The following is a 20889-nucleotide window of genomic DNA, read 5'->3' as shown; positions in this document are numbered from 1 at the left end:
ATATGGAAATCAGAAATTATGTTGAAGGAGATGAAGTCAAAATACTAGAGTTATTCGAATTAGTATTTAAACAAAAATTCAGTATTGAAAATTGGATGTGGCGCTTTAGGTATAACCCAGCAGGTAAACATTTGATTAAATTGATGTGGGATGGAGATGAATTAATCGGCCAATATGCTGTATCTCCAATCATTATGAAAGTTGACGGCGAAGATGTATTAACAACTCATTCACTATCTACCATGACCCATCCAGAATATGGAGGTAGAGGTATTTTTAAACAATTATCAACATCGCTATATGATGAATTAGAAAACAATTTGAATTGTAAAGCTGTATGGGGTTTTCCAAATAACAATTCCCATTACGGCTTTGTAAAAAGTTTAAAGTGGTCCAATTTATCTGTTTTACACACCTTAGGTTTAGACATAAAAAAAATTCAAAAAAAAGATGTTAAATTTAAAGTAAAAATAATTGATAAATTTGATGAACCTCACGCGAACTTTATAAATGAAAAGATTACTTCATTCGCTAGTGTTTATGTAAAAAAAGATGTAGCATACTTAAATTGGCGATTTACAGATAAACCAACTACGAAATATTGGTGTTATGAGTTTGAATCTGACTCCGGAAAAGCAGTGATTATAACTAAATTTTATCCAACAGGGAATAACAATAAATACGATTTAAATATAGTGGATTGCTACATGGATAATTATGAAGAAATACACGATTATATTGATTTTATTATTAAGGAATCAAAACTCGAATTTGATAGGGTATCTATGTGGACAAATTTATTTGATCCAAATCATTTACTTTTAGAAAGACAGGGATTTGTTCCTGTTTTACCTCAAACATATTTAGCAGCTAGAATACATCATTCTATGCCAGAACTATTTACTAATTATAAAAATTGGTACATATCAATGAGTGATTCAGATGTATTTTAAACAAAAAAAATGAAAAAAAAGTTAATTATTGCACCTCATCCAGATGACGAAGTGTTGGGTGCTGGCGGAGTTATTAAAAAATTTAGTAAAGAAGGCCATGAAGTTTATGTTTTGGTAATAACAAGAGGCACACCAAAGTATTATTCTGACGAAAAAATACAAAATGTTCGTAATGAAGCCTTAGAGGCACATAAAATTCTAGGTGTTAGGCAAACTGTTTTTTTAGATTTTCATGCACCTGAACTAGATATGACTAGCAATGCAGAAATTTCTAAAGCTATTTCAGAGTACATTTCAAAATGGAAAATAACAGACTTATTTATCCCACACAGAGGAGATATACACAATGATCATAGAAAAGTATTTGAGGCTTCTTTAGTAGCGGCTAGACCAGTTGGAAATTTTACGGTAAAAGCTATTTATGCATATGAAACCCTTTCCGAAACAGAGTGGGCAGCACCATTTAGTGATGATGCTTTTATTCCAAATCATTTCGTAAACATTTCTGAAACGATGTCTTATAAATTTGAAGCGATGCAATGTTTCAAAAGTCAGATAAGAGATTTTCCAAGTACAAGATCTTTGGAAACTATAGAGTCACTAGCCAAGTTCAGAGGTTCAACAGTCGGTTTTAATAGAGCTGAAGCCTTTATGACAATTAGAACAATCAAAAGTTAATTATTCAATAGTTAATTACTCTTAAAAAAGTAGTAAAATTTAATCTACATGTTGACTTCTCATTCGTAAGTAAGTTATTTTTGATGTAATAAAAACAAAGTTTTTTAGTTTGATTTTTATTACATATTCTTGTTTAGATCAAATATATGTTATAAAATTGTTTCAAAATTTACATATGAATGTATTTATAAATGGTACTGGGATGTGTGTTCCAAAAAAAATTATTTCAAATTTATATTTTGAAAAAGTAGGCTCCTCAGATAATTGGATATTTAATAACTTAGGAATAAAAGAAAGGAGAATCACAGTAAATGAATCCACAAGCGATTTAGCATCTATGGCTGGTATTGAAGCAATTTCTAATGCGGGTCTTACACCAGATGATATAGAATTAATTATAGTAGCAACTTCGACTCCAGACAAACAAGCGCCATCTTGTGCGTCTTATGTTCAAAATAAAATAAAAGCTTTTAATGCTGGTGCTTTTGATATTTCGGCAGTTTGTACAGGTGCTTTATATGCTTTGTCAGTTGCTTATCAATTTATTAAAACTGGTACTTATAAGAATGTCTTAGTAATTGGTGCTGACACTTTTTCAAAAGTTACAGATTGGAAAAGAAGAGATTCAGTTTTTTTTGGTGACGGTGCTGGCGCTATAGTTTTAAGTCAAACAGAGGAGAATAAAGGTTTTATAGATTTTAATCTATTTTCTGATGGTAGAGGTGCAGAAATATTTACTATAGAAAATAAAGAACCACAAAATTCTGAATCTAAATCTTATTTTCACATGGATGGAAAAGGAATTTATCAAGGGGCTACAACTGCAGTCCCAAAAGCTATAAATAAATTATTAGTTAAAAATAATTTTTCTATTGATGAAATTGATTTGTTAATACCTCATCAACCTAGTATTAGTATTTTAAAATCGATAGCTAAAGATATAGGCTTACCCTTTGAAAAAGTATTCACTAACATGGATAAATATGCAAATACATCTGGTGCTACTGTGTCTCTTGCATATCACGATGCTTTACAAAAAGGCCTTTTGAAGGATGCTAAATATATACTATTGGCTGCAGTAGGTTCAGGTATGGCTTGGGGTTCTGCATTATACAAATTCCAATAATATACGAAAAACAATATATTGTTTAGTTTTTAACAATAATATAATTAGTGTCTGTTTTCGACCTTACACTAATTATTTCAACTTGATTTAAAGCGAACACGTATTCAATAATAAATAATATTAAACTTGATTATTTATTACAAAATATGGCTCTAGTTTAATACAGCTATTATATGTATATTTAGATTATGAACATAGATAATCTAAAAGAGGAAATACTATCACTATCCACTCTAGATCGTGATAATCTGTTAAAGGATATTACAGATTCACTTGAGCATAATCAATTGGTTGAGCGGGCTTCCCGTCGCCATATTTTAGATAATAAAATGGGCGGATGCCCACATTGTTTACATGAAAAATATGTTCGTTTTGGAGTTGACAAAGGCTCGCAGCGCTATAAGTGCAAGTCTTGCAATAGAAGCTTTACTGAATATACTGGCACTTGGATGGCGGGACTTCAAAGAAAGGATATGATTTCATCTTATTTAAGTCTTATGGTTCAAGAAAAAAGTTTAGATAAAATAAGTTCAGAATTAGGCATCAATAAAAAGACAGCCTTTGATTGGCGTCATAAGATATTAGCTTCATTCGATACTAAAAATGACGATGACCAAGACAACTTTACAGGTATTACAGAGAGTGACGAAACCTTTTTCCTAAGATCAGAAAAAGGTATGGAGGTAAAAGATAGGGAATCAAGAAAAAGAGGCGGTAAGTCTAAAAAGAGAGGTATAAGTAAAGATCAAGTTGCGGTAATTGTAACACAGGATAGAAAATCAACATTAGACCTTAGCGTGGCTAAACTCGGTCGAATAGGAAAAGTAGATATAGAAAATGCTATCGGTAAACGTGTTATAAAGGATATAACCATATTGTGTAGCGATGCCCATCACAGTTATAAAGGGTTTGCCAAAGATAGCGAAACAGAGTTCCACATCGTAAATGCATCAAAAGGAGAAAGAGTAAAAGGAAAGTATCACATACAACACGTTAATTCTACTCACAATAGAGTTAAAAAATGGATTGAAAATACCTTTTGGGGAGTATCAACAAAATATCTACAACAATATATGAATTGGTATCGAATAAAGGAAAATATAAAGTCTAGAAGCGATAGAGCCAACGCCTTTGTGGAAGAAACAATTGCTCTAGGTACATTGAAACGGTATAATCAAATCGAATCTAGATATGAAAACTTAATATCAACGCAGACCTAAACTAGAGCCCAAAATATTTAAACATTTAGTTGGTTTTTTAATAGATCTCCTTGTTTTGATTCTAGGATTGGAAAAAACGATAGATTATTTAAAGTGATTAAATTAAGGGCCATGAAAGATGTTAAAGGTAATTTATTTCCAAATAAAATATTAATACTAGAATCGGAAGTTTCATTCGGAAAACGTCTTTGGATGAAATTCCACAATTGATAAATGTCATCATAGGGGATATGAGTTTAGTTGGGCCACGTCCATTATTGGTGAATTATTTACCCTTATATACAGATTTTCAAAAGCAAAGGCATTTGGTAAAACCAGGAATTACAGGCTGGGCACAAATCAATGGTAGAAACGCCATTTCTTGGGAACAAAAATTTAATCTTGATGTTTGGTATGTATAACACCAAAACTTCGCTCTGGATCTAAAGATTCTTTTTAGCACGGTGTTCAAAGTTATAAAATCTGAAGGTATCAATACCAAAGGACAAGCAACGACCAAGCCTTTTATTGGAACTAAAGTTTAGTGGTTTGCTTCTGCAAACTGTTTAGTCAGTAGCTTACGCTACTTGTTTGGTTAACAGCTTCGCTGTTGGTTTAGGAGTTTAGTTTGTGTCTTATGCTGCTGATTCATGAATTTAGTAAGTGTCTTATATTGCCTTTTTGAGAAATTAGCCACAGGCTAGCGGTTGAAGAATAAAATAATTGAATACACAATTAAACTAGCGAACCCGTTCGCGTCTAAACAGAAGACGCAGTCTTCAACTAAACAGGCAGCTTGCTGCCCAAACTAAACTAGCGAACCCGTTCGCGTCTAAACAGAAGACGAAGTATTCAACTAAACCAGCAACTTGTTGCCAACTCAACATAAATGAAAACCTACAGTTTCGAGAAGCTCAAAGTGTGGCAAAAATCTAAACAATGGATAATTCACCTCTACAAATTGACTGAAGCATTCCCTAGAGAAGAAAAGTATGGTTTGGTCTCACAATTAAGAAGAGCAAGTGTCTCAGTGAGTTCAAATATTGCAGAAGGATCTTCGAGGAAAACACCAAAAGACCAAAGACGTTTCTATATCATATCTTATAGTTCAATGATTGAAGTGTTGAACCAACTTTTAATAGCTGAAGAATTAGGTTACATCAAAAACAAAGACCTCCAAAAAAGCAGAGTAAGAATCGATGAAATATTAGCCATGTTGGACGCCTTAACGAAAAGTTTAAGGATATAGTTTAGTGGTTTGCTGCTGCAAATTGTTTAGTCAGCAACTGGCGTTGCTTGTTTAGACACAGCTTACGCTGTTGGTTTATAAGTTTAGTCAGTAGCTTACGCTACTTGTTTGGACACAGTTTTGTTGTTAGTTTAGGAGTTTAGTCAGTAGCTTACGCTACTTGTTTAGGCACAACTTACTTTGTCGGTTTGGGAGTTCAGTGAGTAGCTTTCGCTACTTTTTTGGACTCAGTTTCGTCGTTGGTTTAGGAGTTTAGTGAGTAGCTTTCGCTACTTGTTTAGGTACAAATTATGCTGTTGGTTCATGAATTTAGTAAGTGTTTTATACTTTTTTTTGAGAAATTAGCCACAGGTTAATGGTTAAAGAATAAAATAATTGAATACACAATTAAACTAGCGAACTAGTTCGCGTCTAAACAGAAGACGAAGTCTTCAACTAAACAGGCAGCTTGCTGCCCAAACTAAACCAGCGGACTCGTTTGCGTCTAAACAGAGGACGCAGTCCTCAATTAAACAGGTAGCTTGCTGCCCAAACTAAACCAGCAAACACGAATTTGCAACTAAATAAACCACAAACTACTCAACTCCAAAAAAACCATTAAATTTACAATTATAAATCTTAGATTATGAAAGAAAAATTCCTCAATGCATTTAAAGAAGCCTTAGAAATTGAAGAAGACAAAGTTGAAATGAGTGATGTTATGTCAGATTTTGACACTTGGGACTCTATGTCTAGATTGTCTCTTATTGCATTACTCGATGAACATTTTGAAATAGAAATTAGTGATGATGAATTTGAGAACATGACCACAGTTCAAGATTTATACGATAAAGTTCAAACCAAAGTTCAAGCTGATGGCTAATTTACAATTTAAGGATGTATCCATACTAGGGATGTCGGGGGCTGTGCCAAAGCACACCATAGTGAATAGAAACTATACAGCCCATTTCGATAAAGATACTGTTGGTGAGATTGTTGACAAAACAGGTGTAGAAGAGAGGCGCTTTGCACCAGACGGCATGACATCTTCAGACCTTTGCTTTGCAGCTGCAACGAAATTAATGGATGATTTGAAAATAGATAAATCTGAAATTGATATACTTTTATTTGTTTCTCAAACCCCTGATTACAGAATGCCTGCAACCTCTATAAATTTGCAACATCGGTTGGGTTTACCAAAATCTACAGCGGCATTTGACATTAGTTTAGGCTGCTCAGGCTTTATATACGGTCTATCTACTGCTTATGCTTATGCTCAAATGCCAGGCGTAAGAAAAGTGCTTTTATTGGATGGCGAAACCCGTTCCAAGGTTTATCATCCTAAAGACAGAAAAACTGGTTTTATTTTTGGAGATGCTGCAGTGGCTGCCATTATTGAAAAACAGACAGGAATAGGAGAAAGTTATTTTTCATTGAATTCTGATGGGTCAAAAGCAGATCTGATAAAAATAGATGCTGGTGGCTACAGAAATCCGAGTTCGGCTGAAACAATTAAGGAAAAAGTAGTTGATGAACATGGTAATATCCGGACAGATGAGCATGGATATATGAATGGTGCAGATGTGTTTAATTTTGTGCTGAGAGAAATCCCCAAGAACATTAAAGAGACTTTAAAGTTTGCAGACAAAAGCATAGATGATTTTGATTATTTAATCTTTCATCAAGCCAATAAATTCATGAATGATTACCTAGCTAAGAAACTAAAATTAGATGTAATAAAAGTTCCTTCAACAATAGCTAAATATGGTAACACCTCTTCTGTATCTATACCCATTACTATTGTCGATCAACTGAGACATAAGTTGGAAGGTGAAAAACAACTATTTTTATGTGGATTTGGCGTAGGAATGTCATGGGCATCAGCATGTTTGCCTGTAAGTAATATAAAAATTTCAGAGATTATAGAAGTTGAATGAATAACCCATTTACACTTAAAGGACGAACAATTTTAATCAGCGGTGCTTCATCTGGAATTGGTGAAGCAACGGCGATTGTTTGTGATCAATTAGGCGCAACTTTGCTTTTATTGGGTCGTAATGAGGTGCGTTTAGAAGAGGTTAAATCCAAATTATCTTTGGGTGCGCATAAATCTTTAGTTGTTGACTTGTCAGATTTTGAAGTTCTAGAACAGGTATTAAAACCTTTTTTAGAAAGCACAGGGGCAATTCATGGTTTAGTCAATGCTGCTGGTGTTACATCTACTTTCCCATTTAAATTGTTTAAACCAGAAAAACTTGAGGGACTTTTAAAAATCAATGTTCATGCGGCGTTTTATTTAAGCAAATTGATGCTTAAAAAGATGAGTAAATCAGGGGGGAGTATCGTTTTTATAAGCTCTATCATGGCAACACATGGCGAAAAAGCAAAAACACTTTATGCTATTAGTAAAGGTGCTGTCTCTGCTGGAGTAAAATCTATGGCTATTGAATTGGCAGCAAAAGGAATTAGAGTTAACTCTGTTGCACCAGGAATCGTAAATACGCCGATGACGGCCTCTGCAACCTATAAAAAGAATGAAGAATTACTAAAATTAACTTTAAGCAAATATCCGCTAGGCTTTGGTGAGCCAGAAGATGTAGCTAATGCCTGCGCCTATTTGCTTTCTGATGCATCAAGATGGGTGACTGGAACTGAAATGGTTCTGGATGGTGGATATACTGCGCAGTAGTTTAGTTAACAGCTGCGCTGTTTGTTTAGCGTTTTGCTATCGTAAATTGTTTAATTAGCAACTAGCGTTGTTTGTTTAGACATATCTTAGTTCTTAGTTTAGGAGTTTAGTGAGTAGCTTATGTTAGTTGTTTAGGCACAACTTCGTTGTTGGTTTAGGAGTTTAGTATAGCTTACGCTTTAGAGAATGTTCGCCCAAAATCAACTCCTGAACTAGCGAACTAGTCCGCTCTAAACAGAAGACGTAGTCTTCAACTCAACAGCCAACTTGTTGACGACAAAACTCCTAAATCAGTTACTCGTTGCCATCGCAAAATGTTTAGTCAGCAACTGGCGTTGTTTGTTTAAACATGTCTTCGTTGTTAGTTTAGGAGTTTAGTAGGTAGCTTGCGCTACTTGTTTAGGCACAGCTTACTTTGTTGGTTCATGAATTTAGCCATAGGCTAGTATTTAAATAATAAAATGCACAAGTAAACTAGCGAACTCGTTCGCTCTAAACAGAGGACGTAGTCCTTAACTAAACAAGGAGCTTGCTCCAAAACCAACTCCTAAACTAGCAAAATCGTTCGCTCTAAACAGAAGACGTAGTCTTCAACTAAACCAGTGAGCTTGCTCACCCTAAACCAATTACCCGTTGCTAACTCACAATACAAAAAATTAACTTTAAAAATATAAAAAATATGGACAGAATAATCATTGTAGGCTCAGGTGGACATGCCGCAGAATTAAGGGACTATATTAACCATAACAATAATGCAAGGCCAGCAGATCGCATTGAAGTCATAGGTTATATTGATGATGACAAATCAACCTACGAACATTATGGATTTTCAGAACCTTACTTGGGAGGGATTAAGGATCACAAAGTCCTAGAGAATGCCAAATACCTAATGGGCATTGCAAACTTAGAGTATAGAAAAAAAATCATTGAAACATTAGTGTCTGAGGGTGCGAGATTTAGAGGACTTATTCATCCCACAGCTATAATATCACCTTCGTGTGTTATCCATCCTACGACTGTTATTTCTCATAACGCTTCTGTTGGTGCTAAAGCTGAAATAGGTGCCTATAACATGCTAAATTCAAGATGTACAATAGGGCATGACACGAAAATGGGAGATTATAATTTCATCAGTCCACAAGTAGCGATCTCTGGTAATACGAGTATTGGAAATGGGAATTTAATCGGGACAAATGCCTGTACAATTCCAGGAATGAAAATAGGAAATAATAATAAAATTGCAGCTGGAATGGTCATTTATAAACCTATTGAAAATGATAGCACCGTTTTATTTAGACATAAGGAAAGATTGATTGTAAAGAAAGAATAAATACTTTTCAAGATTCTCAAACTTCAAACCCTACAGTTTTTAATATTGTATGGGTTTTTGTTTTAAAATTTATTATTTCAAATTCAAAGTAATACCAAATTAAACCTATAATGACGCAATAAATCGTTTCTTTTTCGCTTGCTTTTTATCAAAAATAATTACCGTAACTAAGACTATTCTAATTATTTTTAATTTCAATCAATTAAAAAACCTGTGCTGAGCCACGTCGTAGTATAATTAAATTTATTTATATGAAATTAAAATAGTAGAGGTAAGTATATAAATACCTATTTTAGTGTTAGTAAATATATATAATTATGGACGTATTTAAGGGTCAAAATCTTTTAGAGTTCTCTGATCGGTTCAAAACAGACGAAGATTGCAAGAAATATTTAGCTTCAGTGAAGTCAGAAATTCGATATAAATGTCTCAGGTGTAATCACACTGCTTGTCAAGTTCGTACTGATTTTGCAAGGCAGTGCAACATCTGCGGGCACATAGAATCTACTACTGCCAACACTCTTTTTCACAAAGTTAAGTTTGGAGTCAGAAAGGCATTTTTTATCTGCTTCGAAATGGCTACTAGCACTAAAAGTTTATCAGCAAGTTATATGGGTGTGCGTTATGGTGTGACTGAAAAAACTGCTCGACTATTTATGTTGAAAGTCAGAGAGGCTATGGCTTCTAGTGGGAAAAACCCTATGGATGGCGATGTTCACGTTGATGAGTTTGTCCTTGGGGGCCGAGAAGCAGGGAAAACAGGAAGAAGCTATGATAGCAAGAAAAAGAAGGCGATAACGGCCATCCAGCTTACAAAGGAGGGTAAGGTAAAGAGGATGTATGCTATGAAAATAGATGATTTTTCAGCCCGATCATTGCAATATATTTTTGTCAATCATATTAGCAGAGAAGCGATGGTCACAACAGATAAATGGAGAGGATATAGACCCATTTCAAAAGCTTATGACATAACACAGATTGAGAGTAACAGAGGATCGAATTTTAAAGCGCTCCATATAATGATACATCAAGTTAAATCTTGGATCAGAACGACCTATTCTTGGGTAAGTGATAATAATCTAAATAGATATTTCAGTGAATTTTGTTTTAGAATAAATCGATCACGGAGTAAAGCAACTATATTCAATAATCTAATTGTCAAAATGGTGGAAGGAGACAAAATATATCAATCAGAATTAATAAGTAACTAACTACTGACCTCTATAAATTTAATTTAGTAATAGTCAAATTCAAGATGTTTTATCCTAACATTTCATAACAATGAAAAAAATAACACTTTTTTTAGTACATGACAAAAATATAATTCATTGAAAACCAACAAATTAGGTGCCAAGAAATTAGAATAAAGCATTGATTTTCAGTATATTAGATGAATAATCTCACTTATTTTCTAATGAAGAAAACCAATGCATTCACTAAAAATAGTGAATTAACTTCAGTCCTGAACACTCATTTACAAGGAAAAATTAATAGAGGTAGCTATTTAGTTTCATAGTTTTTTGTATCTTGAATGTGAATAAAATAAGAGTTGTATGATTAATTTTGAAGGGCAAAATGCCCAAGAGTTTTATGTTCGGTTCAATTCTGTGCTTTCTTGTAAGGAATACCTATCAGAAATAAAATGGGAAAATGGTTTCAAATGTGTAAAATGTAGTCATAGTGCTTGTCAAATTCGTTCCAATTATGATCGTACCTGTAATAAATGTAGTCATACAGAATCAGCATCTGCAAACACGCTTTTTCATAAAGTAAAATTTGGATTAGATAAGGCTTTTATCATCTGTTTTGAAATGGCAACGACTACTCGTAGTTTATCAGCAAGTTATTTGGCAAAACGAGTAGGAGTTACACCTTATACTGCCCGAATGTTCATGTACAAGGTTCGTGATGCTATGAAGTCTAGTGAGAACTTTCCAATGATGAATCGCGTTGAGGTAGATGAATTTGTGGTAGGTGGAAAAGAAGATGGTAAGGTTGGGAGAAGCTATAATACCAAGAAATAAAAAGCTGTAGTAGCCCTTGAACTAACAGAAAATGGAAAAGTGAAAAGAATGTACGTGAATCAAATAAATGACTTTTCTGCTAAAGAATTGCGTCCAATATTTGATAAGCATATCTCAAAAACGGCAAGTATCAACACGGATTTGTGGCGCGGATATAGACCTATAGCTAAAGAATTTAATATCGAACAGATACCTAGTAATTCTGGGAAAAACTTCAAAATCTTACACACTATGATTCATCAAATCAAATCGTGGATTAGAACTACCTATTCATATGTAAGTTCTTTCCATATTAGTGGATATTTTGATGAATTTTGTTATCGATTGAATAGGTCTAGAAGTAAGAAAACCATCTTTCATAACCTTGTTTCTAGAATGATGCAAAAACCGAAATTATATCAATCCAAATTAATATGTACTTAAGTAGCTACCTCTAAAAATTAATTTAGCAAGACTCAAACTCATTTCACACTTTGTCATTGCTTTGTGTAAAGTGCAAACAGTTACTTTTGAAAAGCTTGCGAATGCTTTTAACAGCCAATCAGATTCAGGGTCGTCCTTGAGACGCATACAGCGCTTTATAGCAAGCTATAGTTTGGATTCTGATCTCATTGCGCTCCTTGTTTTTAATCTACTTCCCTCTCGAGATAAACTCATTTTAAGTATTGATAGAACGAACTGGAAGTTTGGACAAACGAACATTAATATTTTCATGCTTGGTGTTGTTTATAAAGGTGTTGCCTTTCCGTTATTGTTTACGATGCTTGATAAAAGAGGGAATTCTAATAGTCAGGAACGGATTGATTTACTCAATAGATTTATACGCCTTTTTGGTAAGCATGTTATTGAATCTGTTGTTGCAGATAGAGAATTTGTAGGTAAAGACTGGTTAGCATTTTTAAACAGAAATGAGATTAGATATTACATTCGTATTCGCAATAATTTCAAGGTGTTTCTACCGCACAAAAACAAAGAAATTAAAGCATCTCACTTGTTTAATAGATTTAAAACCAATGAGTTTGTGTATTATCATAAGATTGTACGAGTAAATGGAGAACTTTGCTATTTGTCAGGCTGTAAACTCAATCCAAAGACCTTAAAACAAGAATTTTTAATCATCGTATCCTTTAATAAACCTAAAAATGCACAACAAGATTATCAAAAACGATGGCAAATTGAGATGTGTTTTAAAGCAATGAAGTCTAGTGGATTTGATATTGAAAAAACACATCTACAAGATATTCAAAGAATAGAAAAATTAATTTTACTTGTTATGATAGCCTTTGTGTGGTGTTATAAAATTGGCATATATCTGCATCAAATAAATCCAATTAAAATTAAGAAACATGGTAGAAGGGCTAAAAGTATTTTTAAATATGGACTAACTTTTTTAGCTAATGTTCTACTAAACTCTGAAAATCAAGATGATACTGATATATTTCGTTTTTTGTCATGTACTTAGAACACTTTTAATACATTGCAAAGATAGTTTCAACATCATTGCTTCGGTAACAAATTTTATAGTCAATAAAAAGGGAAATATTGTTTATCTAGATCAACATGTTGATAGAGAACAAAATATATTTTTTATGAGGATTGAGTTCGAATTTGATGAAATAAATTTTTCTCCAGAAAATTTCAAGTTGAATTTTAAAAATAAATTGGCACAAAAGTTTAATATGATGTGGCGGTTATTTACGAGCGAAGAAAAGCCTAAAATGGGCCTATTTGTTTCAAAATATGACCACTGCTTATATGATTTACTTGGTCGTTATAATTCTAAAGAGCTTAATTTAGAAATTTCATTTATTGTAAGTAATCATACAGATTTAAAACATATAGCAGAAAAGTTCAATATACCATTCTATCATATTCCTGTAACTAAGGATACAAAAGCAATAGCTGAAGAAAAGCAGCTTGAACTACTTTCAAAGTATAAAGTAGATTTTATTGTTTTGGCTAGATATATGCAAATTATTACCAATAAAATAATAAGTGAATATCCCTATAATATTATTAACATACACCATTCCTTTTTACCCGCTTTCGTTGGTGCTAAACCTTATCACTCTGCTTTTAAACGTGGAGTAAAAATAATAGGGGCTACGAGTCATTATGTTACAGAAGAGCTAGACGCTGGTCCCATTATTGCTCAAGATGTTGCACATGTCTCCCACACTTTTGCTATAGAAGATCTAATAGCAAAAGGTCGAGATTTAGAAAAAATTGTCCTTTCAAACGCGGTTAAATTACATGCAGATAGAAAAGTAAAGTGATGGTCTACAATAATAAAACTGTTATTTTTTCATAAAATTATTTTTTTAAAATCTGCATCAATTTACCCCTTCACTGTTATCTCTCATAATGCTTCTGTTTGTGCTAAAGCTGAAATAGGTGCCTATAACATGCTAAATTCAAGATGTACAATAGGGCATGATACGAAAATGGGAGATTACAATTTCATCAGTCCACAAGTAGCGATCTCTGGTAATACTAGTATTGGAAATGGGAATTTAATCGGGACAAATGCCTGTACAATTCCAGGAATGAAAATAGGAAATAATAATAAAATTGCGGCTGGAATGGTCATTTATAAACCTATTGAAAATGATAGCACCGTTTTATTTAGACATAAGGAAAGATTGATTGTAAAGAAAGAATAAATACTTTTCAAGATTCTCGAACTTCAAACCCTACAGTTTTTCATATTGTGTGGGGTTTTTCTGTTTTAGTATTTATCACTCCAAATTTAAAGTAAAAGTCAGTAGTTTTTTGAACATTGCAGATAAGCGAAAATAGTAGAATATTAGAGAAGTGATCAATAACTAGCTTATGATCAAAAATCAAAATACCAGATTTAGAAAATTCAAAGTTACTAATCTTTAAAGTCACCGTTTAAACTTGACCACATATCCAATTCCTTGAAGTACCACCCAACATTCTTTTTTATTTACATATTGGACAGTCCCTTCTATGTTTTCAAAGCCTAATTCAGTCATGTCTAATTTTTGACCCGGACGCAACTGGTCTAGTTCGTGAGACTCGAATTTGCTATCTCCTAAAATTGACCTTAAAGTATCAACTTCCACTTGCGTGACTACAGAAGGTTTGCCGTTCCAGAATAAGTAACGGATAGCCAAAGGCGATTCTAAAGCCTTTGCTCTTTGCTTATTTTCAATTTTCACCAATAGCATTGATGGCAAAACAGGCATTTCTACTTTTTTCTTCCGATCACTCCAAACTCTAACTTCAGTTCGAGTTGGGCAGTAAGCTTCAATACCTGACCTATTTAATTGCTCTGATAGCTTTTTTTCTCCACGTGGTTTTGTGTAAAGTACAAACCATTTTTTTTTAGCGTCTTTTTGCATTATTAATTTAGGATTGAAGTTTTTTTTCCAAATTAAACCTATAATGTCGCAATAAATCGTTTCTTTCTTATCTGCTTTTTAATCACAAATAATTTCAATAACTAAGGCTATGATAATTATTTTTAATTTCAACCAATCAAAAAACCTGTGATGAGCTACGTCGTAGTATGATTCAATTTATTCGCAGGATATTATAAATTTAATTTTGCATCATTTTATGAAAGTGCAAGTTAAAATATAATCGCTTTCTTGCAAACTTAAATTTTTTATTAAAATGAAAGATGACACTCTTATAGACCTCATCCAACCTGTTTTATATTCAATTTTGGCTACTAAAACAGCGAGGTTTAGTGAGACTTTTACATAAATTTAACTGCTAAATCAAAGTTGATGATGGAATTTATTAAATCCTTACCTACACTCAGTAATCTATTCGTTATCTGGGTGTTATTGTATTTGTGGCTTCGATTCAGAACATATAAGTTTCAGCGATTAGTCTTGATTACTGGGTCTATATGTCTTTTGATTTGCATAACAAGTTATGTCCCGAAATTGATAGTCACAACTATCGAAAAGCACTATTCAGTGCTTGACCCTCAAGCTTTAGATCAAAATAAAACCTACTTTATTCATGTTCTCGGTGCAGGATATAATCTAAACCCAGATTTACCGGCACTAACACAGCTAGGATCCACAAGTCTTTCTCGTTTAAGTGAAGGGATACGTGTCTTTCGCTTACTAGACAAGCCTGTATTAGTAACTTCAGCCTATTCTAAATATGGTTTAGAAAGTCAGGCTTCAGTCACTCGAAAAGCAGCAATTGAACTGGGTGTTTCCTCGCAACATATCAGAATGTTAGAAAACCCGTCCACTACTTTGGAAGAAGCCCAAGCTTTCAAATCGAGATTTGGAACCTCTGCTCAAGTCATCATTGCCACAGATGCTATGCATATGTCACGTGCTATGGATATTTATCGCGATCTGGGCTACGAGCCAATTGCTGCCCCAACCAATTTTCAGGTTCACTTCGGTCCAAAAGCTTATAATGGACTTAGCATGCCTAGCTACCAATCTTTTCAGCTGAGTAATCGGATTTTTAGGACAGTTTTAAAGCAAGGCTATTATTTGGCATTCCGTGCAAGACAATAGTCGCGATGCGGAATCTCTCCCATTCCGTGCAAGGCGATAGCCGCGATACGGAATCTTTTTAGGTGATGTAATTTCTTATTTAAGCTATAGCTACCTTTTTGTTGTTTTTATTAAAATTTGAATTGTCAATTTTTAAATATAGGTCGTCTACCAGTTCGAGGTTGTCACTTCGAGTGATTTTCGTTAGAAAATTGTATCGAGAAGTGGTTTTAAGTTATTAGCTTAATTGAGGTCTCTATATCATTTATATTCTCATTCATTTTTTCCATTGATGAATCCCGAAGGGTCGGGAGAACCAAAAAAGACTAGGCTTATTTTTATGTCTTTGAAAACTACAAAAGCGGTTCCCCCACGCAAAGCAAACCGTTTCACTAGTGCTTTAATCCTTCATCCTTTCTTCACCACTTTTTTGTTTTCTAACCTCCATAAAAAGTAGGCCGTTTTCTAACTTTCGTGAAACTTGAAGCCAGCATTGTCATCTCGATGGAAACGCAGTGACGAGAGATCTTTGTCACAAGTCGTGTATTTGAATAATAAGTCATTATTAAATTTGAATTGTCAATTTTGAAATTTTAAATATGAAATCTGGTCATTGAGTGTTCTGTTGACAAACAGAATGTATCGAAATGACGTTTCTCAACGTGGCTTCGATGCACCCCGCTACAAAAAAAGCGGGTCACTCAGCCACCAATTCACTATTGTCATTCTCCCATTCCGTGCAAGGCGGTAGCCGCGATACGGAATCTTTTTAAGTGTAATTTCTTATTTAAGCTCTCTATATCATTTATGTTCTCTTTCTTTTTTGCATCGCCCAAAAAAGAAACAAAAAAGACTAGGCTGTTTGAAAAAAACTAGAAAATCCTACGGAACCCCCAGCCACAGATGAAAAATAACTCATCACGCAAAAGCGTAATTCAAACAGATTTTCATCTCTTTTCCCAAGCTGCTTCCTTGATTTTTAACTTTTTTTCAATAGGCCGTTTTCTAACTTTCGAGAAACTTGTCACTTCGAGTGATTTTTGATAGAAAATCGTATCGAGAAGTGCTTTGAAGTTGGCTACTTAACCGAGTTCTCGATACAAATTTCACTTTTTTCAAAAGTAAAATTCACCTGCCTACCAAGGAACGCAGGCAGGCTCGAACTGACATTCATTTAATTAAAAATTCTTAATTATGAATTCGAAATTATTTTGCGTCCCATTAACTTAATCATTTCATAACAGTAAATACATGACTTAGATCGAAGAAAAGCAGCACTTTTGCGGTTGATTTTTTGGAATGCAAACGCTATATATTTCCCTTATTGTTCTCTTATTTTTACTAGCTATCGCCGATTTGGTGGTAGGGGTAAGTAATGATGCGGTAAATTTTCTAAATTCTGCGATTGGCTCCAAGGCAGTTCCCATGCGTACGATTCTGATTGTAGCAGGTCTTGGTGTGTTGGTTGGGGCTGTTTTTTCTTCAGGTCTCATGGAGGTAGCTAGGAAGGGAATCTTTAATCCTGAACTCTTCTTTTTTGATGAAATCATCATCATTTTTCTAGCGGTCCTTATCACCGATATTCTTTTGCTGGATTTTTTTAATTCTATTGGCATTCCTACGTCGACAACCGTTTCCGTGGTGTTCGAATTGTTGGGCGCTGCCGTAGTGATTTCATTGCTTAAGCTATATGAAACAGGCGAAGGCCTTGGAGGCCTTAAGCAGTTTATAAATGTCCAAAAAGCCTCTGAAATTAGCTTTGGCATCTTGATTTCGGTCTTCGTTGCTTTTGGGGTTGGCGCTGTGGTTCAGTTTGTCTCCAGATTGATTTTTACTTTTGACTACCATAGAAAACTAAAATACATTGGCGCTCTTTACGGGGGCGTTTCTCTGTCTGCGATTACTTATTTTATACTTCTGAAAGGAACCAATTCTATCACCTTTTTAGACCAAAATATCATAGAGAGTGTCTTAGATAATAAGCTCTTAATTATTGGCTTTAGTTTTGTGTTCTGGGTGGCAATCTCCCAAATTCTCATTCAAGTTTTTCGTTGTCATATTCTGAAGGTGATTGTCGTTATAGGTACTTTTGCTTTAGCCCTAGCTTTTGCAGGAAACGATTTAGTCAACTTTATTGGAGTGAGCATCGCCGCTTGGCAATCCTTTATCTTATGGCAAGAGGCTTTTTTAACCTCGGGGGTATTACCTTCAGAGTTTCTGATGGATGGCTTATCGGGTGAAGTCCAAACGCCTGTATTCTTGTTGGTGATTGCTGGAGCAATTATGGTGGTGACCCTTTGGTTCTCTAGTAAAGCTCAGTATGTTATTCAAACAGGAGTCAACTTAGGTAGACAAGGAGAGGGCCAGGAACGCTTTAAACCTAACTTCTTATCTAGAACCGTGGTAAGGTATTCTGTTTTTGTTGGTCAGACGTTTTCTCAAGTGCTGTCTGAACCTGTTCAAAATAAAATCAACAGTAGGTTTACCTATCCTGAAAAGGCTTTTGGTTATAAAAAGGGAGTTGCTAAGCCAGCATTTGATTTGTTGAGAGCGTCCGTTAATTTAGTTTTAGCGAGTATTCTGATTTCTTTGGGGACAAGTTATACTTTGCCTCTATCAACCACCTACGTCACGTTTATGGTAGCTATGGGAACTTCTTTTGGAGATCGAGCTTGGGGGAGAGAAAGCGCCGTCTATAGGGTTTCAGGGGTGTTTAATGTTATTGGAAGTTGGATCGCCACAGCGGCCATCGCCTTTACCGCAGCAGGAGTTTTATCGCTTATCATTTGGTTTGGTTCCTACTATGCGATTGCAGTTTTATTGGTTTTTGCCTTAGTGTCCATCATTAAAAGTGCTTTAAAACACTCTAAACGGGTCAAGTTTGAACGAGATCATAAGAAATTCAATAAAACTGATATCATTACGATTAATGAAATCACCAAAGAATCTTCTGAAAACATTGTAAAGGTGATTTCAGGAATTAATAATTTGCTTTTAGACGTTGTGAATAACTTGGGCTATCATGACTTAAGTCGACTTAAAAAGAGCTTGAAAAGTCAGGATGAGTTAGATGTTGTGATTGATGAATTGAAAGATAATGTTTTTTACTACATCAAGTCTTTAGAAGAGACCAACGTAGAAGCCTCCAAGTTTTATGTGCTGACTTTAGATTATCTTCAGGATATGGTTCAGTCTTTGGCCCATATCACAAGAAGTAGTCATACTCACGTGAGCAACAATCACAAGAATCTGTTATTCAATCAAATTCGGGATTTAAAAAGTGTACAAAGGGATCTTGATGAGGTTTACGGTCATCTTGTAAAAGCTTTTCAATCACAAGAATTCGACAGTATTCAACAGCTTATCGCAGACGAACGTAAAGTTTTAGAGAAAATATCCAATCTGTTACAGAAGCAAATTGAAAGAATTCGGGACACTGAAAATAGTCCCAAAAATTCTAAACTTTACTTTGGAATTTTACTCGAGACCAAAAATTTGACTAAAACTTCTATTGCTTTACTTGAATTGTTCAGGGAGTATTACGAAGAAGCTAAGCAGGAGTTTTAATTTCTCCCATTCCGTGCAAGGTGATAGCCGCGACACGGAATCTTTTTAGGTGTAACTCTTTATTTAAGATTTAGATGGAATTAATGTATTTAGGCTTAAAGTGTAACTGCTTATTTAAGCTTTAGATAGAATTAGTACTTCTATTCATTTTTTCCATTGATGAATCCCGAGGTGTCGGGAGAACCAAAAAAATCTAGGCTTATTTTTATGTCTTAGAAAACTACAAAAGCGTTTCCTCCACGCAAAGCAAACCGTTTCACTAGTGCTTTGCTCCTTCATCCTTTCTTCACCACTTTTTTGTTTTCTAACCTCCATTAAAAGTAGGCCGTTTTCTAACTATTGAGAAATTTCTGTCATTCCGTGCAAGGCGATAGCTGCGATGCGGAATCTTTATAATTGATGTATTTAGGTTTAAAGTGTAACTCTTTATTTAAGATTTAGATAAAATTATTACTTTCATTCATTTTTTCCATTGATGAATCCCGAAGGTTCGGGAGAACCAAAAAAATCTAGGCTTACAAAATTCTTCCTAAAATTATCGCTCACCCTCTAAATTTTAGAAACTCGGCTGAAAAACAGCCTCAAACAGTCTAAAATTTCACGAGGCTCTTGCTTCAATTTTTACAGCTGAATTTAGTAGGCCGTTTTTCTTTGTATCTAGAAATTTGACGCCTCAAGGTTGTCACTTCGAGTGATTTTCGATAGAAAATTGTATCGAGAAGTAGTTTTAAGTTATTAGCTAAAAAGAGTTCTCGATACAAATTTCACTTTTTTCAAAAGCAAAATTCACTCGAACTGACATTTATCCAGTTAAAAATTCAAAATTATGAATTTGTTTAGAGGTCTTCTTATACCCTTCATATCGTTATCTTTGATGAAAAATTGAGAGCAATGAAAATATATACTAAAACTGGAGATAAAGGGACGACTTCGCTGTTTGGCGGTAAACGTGTTGCTAAACACAATATCCGTATCGATAGTTATGGAACAGTCGATGAGTTAAATGCAAACCTCGGCTTGGTCCGTGATCAGGATCTAGATGCAGACTCTAAAATGGGTTTAATCATTATACAAGAAAAGCTATTTACCGTTGGTGCTATTTTGGCTTCAGATCCGGGGAAAGCCTCCAATGCAAATAAAATTCCAAAGCTTAAAGAAGAAGACATTCTCTTTTTGGAGAATGAAATCGACAGGATGAATGCAGATTTACCAGAAATGACTCATTTCGTTTTGCCAGGTGGACATGCATCAGTGTCTCATTGCCATGTTGCCAGAACAGTGTGTCGACGTGCAGAGCGTGTTTGTACGGCCTTGTTCAATTTAGAGCCTTTCGATGATAAGGTACTTCAGTATTTAAATCGACTTTCAGATTACCTTTTTGTCTTAGCAAGATGTATCGCTAAGCAGAAAAATGCCGATGAGGTAAAGTGGATTCCTGATACTTCTAAGTAGGAGATGATGGTTTAATAGTGGTGAGTTTGCGAGTTAAAAAGTTTCGAGTTAGCGAGTAATTGCATAGTTGATTATTTTGAAGTGTTTGACTCTTATAAAACAGGAGTGTTTTCTTAAACTTCTTTACTTCAATATTAATTATTCGAT

Annotated in this window: 16 protein-coding genes and 3 pseudogenes; 18 read left to right on the top strand and 1 reads right to left on the bottom strand. The window is 34.3% G+C overall.

Annotated elements, in window-relative coordinates:
* Positions 1-2 precede the first annotated feature (2 nt).
* The 15 genes and pseudogenes from P700755_RS07350 (at position 3) to P700755_RS07280 (ending at position 13890) form a co-directional block, all read left to right on the top strand.
* Entirely contained in the window at positions 3-953 is a 951-nt protein-coding gene (locus P700755_RS07350; RefSeq protein ID WP_015024075.1) for a GNAT family N-acetyltransferase, read from the top strand.
* A 9-nt stretch (positions 954-962) separates the two neighbouring features.
* Positions 963-1631, top strand: a complete 669-nt coding sequence (locus P700755_RS07345; RefSeq protein ID WP_015024074.1) for a PIG-L deacetylase family protein — start codon at positions 963-965, stop codon at positions 1629-1631.
* 157 nt (positions 1632-1788) lie between these two features.
* A complete protein-coding gene (locus tag P700755_RS07340; RefSeq protein WP_245536015.1) occupies positions 1789-2757 on the top strand; it encodes a 3-oxoacyl-ACP synthase III family protein in 969 nt (322 codons plus the stop codon).
* A 188-nt stretch (positions 2758-2945) separates the two neighbouring features.
* The gene (locus P700755_RS07335; RefSeq protein WP_015022784.1) at positions 2946-3977 is read left to right on the top strand and encodes an IS1595-like element ISPto1 family transposase; all 1032 of its coding nucleotides are present in this window, start codon (positions 2946-2948) and stop codon (positions 3975-3977) included.
* Positions 3978-4043: 66 nt separating this feature from the next.
* Positions 4044-4501 (top strand): annotated as a pseudogene (locus tag P700755_RS19195) (sugar transferase).
* 344 nt (positions 4502-4845) lie between these two features.
* On the top strand, positions 4846-5205 hold the full coding sequence (locus tag P700755_RS07325) for a four helix bundle protein (RefSeq protein ID WP_015024072.1): 360 nt from the start codon (positions 4846-4848) through the stop codon (positions 5203-5205).
* 625 nt (positions 5206-5830) lie between these two features.
* Positions 5831-6067 carry an acyl carrier protein gene (locus P700755_RS07320; protein ID WP_015024071.1) on the top strand — a complete coding sequence of 79 codons (237 nt, stop codon included), beginning with the start codon at positions 5831-5833 and terminating at the stop codon, positions 6065-6067.
* On the top strand, positions 6060-7121 hold the full coding sequence (locus tag P700755_RS07315) for a 3-oxoacyl-ACP synthase III family protein (RefSeq protein WP_015024070.1): 1062 nt from the start codon (positions 6060-6062) through the stop codon (positions 7119-7121). Before P700755_RS07320 ends, P700755_RS07315 begins: the two co-directional genes overlap by 8 nt.
* Entirely contained in the window at positions 7118-7873 is a 756-nt protein-coding gene (locus tag P700755_RS07310) for an SDR family NAD(P)-dependent oxidoreductase (RefSeq protein WP_015024069.1), read from the top strand. Before P700755_RS07315 ends, P700755_RS07310 begins: the two co-directional genes overlap by 4 nt.
* Before the next feature lie 679 nt (positions 7874-8552).
* Positions 8553-9203, top strand: a complete 651-nt coding sequence (locus P700755_RS07305; RefSeq protein WP_015024068.1) for an acetyltransferase — start codon at positions 8553-8555, stop codon at positions 9201-9203.
* A gap of 317 nt (positions 9204-9520) precedes the next feature.
* Entirely contained in the window at positions 9521-10414 is an 894-nt protein-coding gene (locus tag P700755_RS07300; protein ID WP_015024067.1) for an IS1595-like element ISPto11 family transposase, read from the top strand.
* Between the two features lie 342 nt (positions 10415-10756).
* Positions 10757-11650 (top strand): annotated as a pseudogene (locus P700755_RS07295) (IS1595-like element ISPto10 family transposase).
* 70 nt (positions 11651-11720) lie between these two features.
* The gene (locus P700755_RS07290) at positions 11721-12689 is read left to right on the top strand and encodes an IS4 family transposase (protein ID WP_245536014.1); all 969 of its coding nucleotides are present in this window, start codon (positions 11721-11723) and stop codon (positions 12687-12689) included.
* Positions 12652-13538 (top strand): annotated as a pseudogene (gene purU, locus P700755_RS07285) (formyltetrahydrofolate deformylase). Before P700755_RS07290 ends, purU begins: the two are co-directional and overlap by 38 nt.
* Before the next feature lie 94 nt (positions 13539-13632).
* A complete protein-coding gene (locus P700755_RS07280) occupies positions 13633-13890 on the top strand; it encodes an LbetaH domain-containing protein (protein ID WP_245536013.1) in 258 nt (85 codons plus the stop codon).
* Positions 13891-14115: 225 nt separating this feature from the next.
* Here the strand turns inward: P700755_RS07280 and P700755_RS07270 are convergent, their stop codons facing one another.
* Positions 14116-14595, bottom strand: a complete 480-nt coding sequence (locus P700755_RS07270; RefSeq protein ID WP_015024063.1) for a UpxY family transcription antiterminator — start codon at positions 14593-14595, stop codon at positions 14116-14118.
* Positions 14596-15180: 585 nt separating this feature from the next.
* Between P700755_RS07270 and P700755_RS07265 the strand changes: the two genes are divergently transcribed.
* The 3 genes from P700755_RS07265 to P700755_RS07255 all read left to right on the top strand — a co-directional run bounded on the left by P700755_RS07265 (position 15181) and on the right by P700755_RS07255 (position 20742).
* Positions 15181-15744, top strand: coding sequence for a YdcF family protein (locus tag P700755_RS07265; protein ID WP_157609267.1), 564 nt, complete (start codon positions 15181-15183; stop codon positions 15742-15744).
* Positions 15745-17022: 1278 nt separating this feature from the next.
* Positions 17023-19290 (top strand): inorganic phosphate transporter, encoded by a 2268-nt coding sequence (locus tag P700755_RS07260; RefSeq protein WP_041758215.1) that lies wholly within the window; start codon positions 17023-17025, stop codon positions 19288-19290.
* Positions 19291-20181: 891 nt separating this feature from the next.
* Complete coding sequence (locus P700755_RS07255) at positions 20182-20742, top strand: cob(I)yrinic acid a,c-diamide adenosyltransferase (RefSeq protein WP_015024060.1); 561 nt, start codon at positions 20182-20184, stop codon at positions 20740-20742.
* The last annotated feature ends 147 nt before the right edge of the window (positions 20743-20889 follow it).

The sequence above is a fragment of the Psychroflexus torquis ATCC 700755 genome, assembly GCF_000153485.2.
GTDB lineage: Bacteria > Bacteroidota > Bacteroidia > Flavobacteriales > Flavobacteriaceae > Psychroflexus > Psychroflexus torquis.
The sequence above is the reverse complement of the archived record's forward strand: the minus strand, read 5'-3'. Positions and strand labels throughout refer to the sequence as shown.

Excerpts from the sequence above, each read along its gene's own strand:
- P700755_RS07270 (WP_015024063.1), bottom strand. The coding sequence starts at position 14,595 with ATGCAAAAAGACGCTAAAAAAAAATGGTTTGTACTTTACACAAAACCA.
- P700755_RS07260 (WP_041758215.1), top strand. The coding sequence starts at position 17,023 with ATGCAAACGCTATATATTTCCCTTATTGTTCTCTTATTTTTACTAGCT.
- P700755_RS07305 (WP_015024068.1), top strand. The coding sequence starts at position 8,553 with ATGGACAGAATAATCATTGTAGGCTCAGGTGGACATGCCGCAGAATTA.
- P700755_RS07280 (WP_245536013.1), top strand. The coding sequence starts at position 13,633 with ATGCTAAATTCAAGATGTACAATAGGGCATGATACGAAAATGGGAGAT.
- P700755_RS07300 (WP_015024067.1), top strand. The coding sequence starts at position 9,521 with ATGGACGTATTTAAGGGTCAAAATCTTTTAGAGTTCTCTGATCGGTTC.
- P700755_RS07335 (WP_015022784.1), top strand. The coding sequence starts at position 2,946 with ATGAACATAGATAATCTAAAAGAGGAAATACTATCACTATCCACTCTA.
- P700755_RS07320 (WP_015024071.1), top strand. The coding sequence starts at position 5,831 with ATGAAAGAAAAATTCCTCAATGCATTTAAAGAAGCCTTAGAAATTGAA.
- P700755_RS07325 (WP_015024072.1), top strand. The coding sequence starts at position 4,846 with ATGAAAACCTACAGTTTCGAGAAGCTCAAAGTGTGGCAAAAATCTAAA.
- P700755_RS07345 (WP_015024074.1), top strand. The coding sequence starts at position 963 with ATGAAAAAAAAGTTAATTATTGCACCTCATCCAGATGACGAAGTGTTG.
- P700755_RS07310 (WP_015024069.1), top strand. The coding sequence starts at position 7,118 with ATGAATAACCCATTTACACTTAAAGGACGAACAATTTTAATCAGCGGT.
- P700755_RS07350 (WP_015024075.1), top strand. The coding sequence starts at position 3 with ATGGAAATCAGAAATTATGTTGAAGGAGATGAAGTCAAAATACTAGAG.
- P700755_RS07255 (WP_015024060.1), top strand. The coding sequence starts at position 20,182 with ATGAAAATATATACTAAAACTGGAGATAAAGGGACGACTTCGCTGTTT.
- P700755_RS07315 (WP_015024070.1), top strand. The coding sequence starts at position 6,060 with ATGGCTAATTTACAATTTAAGGATGTATCCATACTAGGGATGTCGGGG.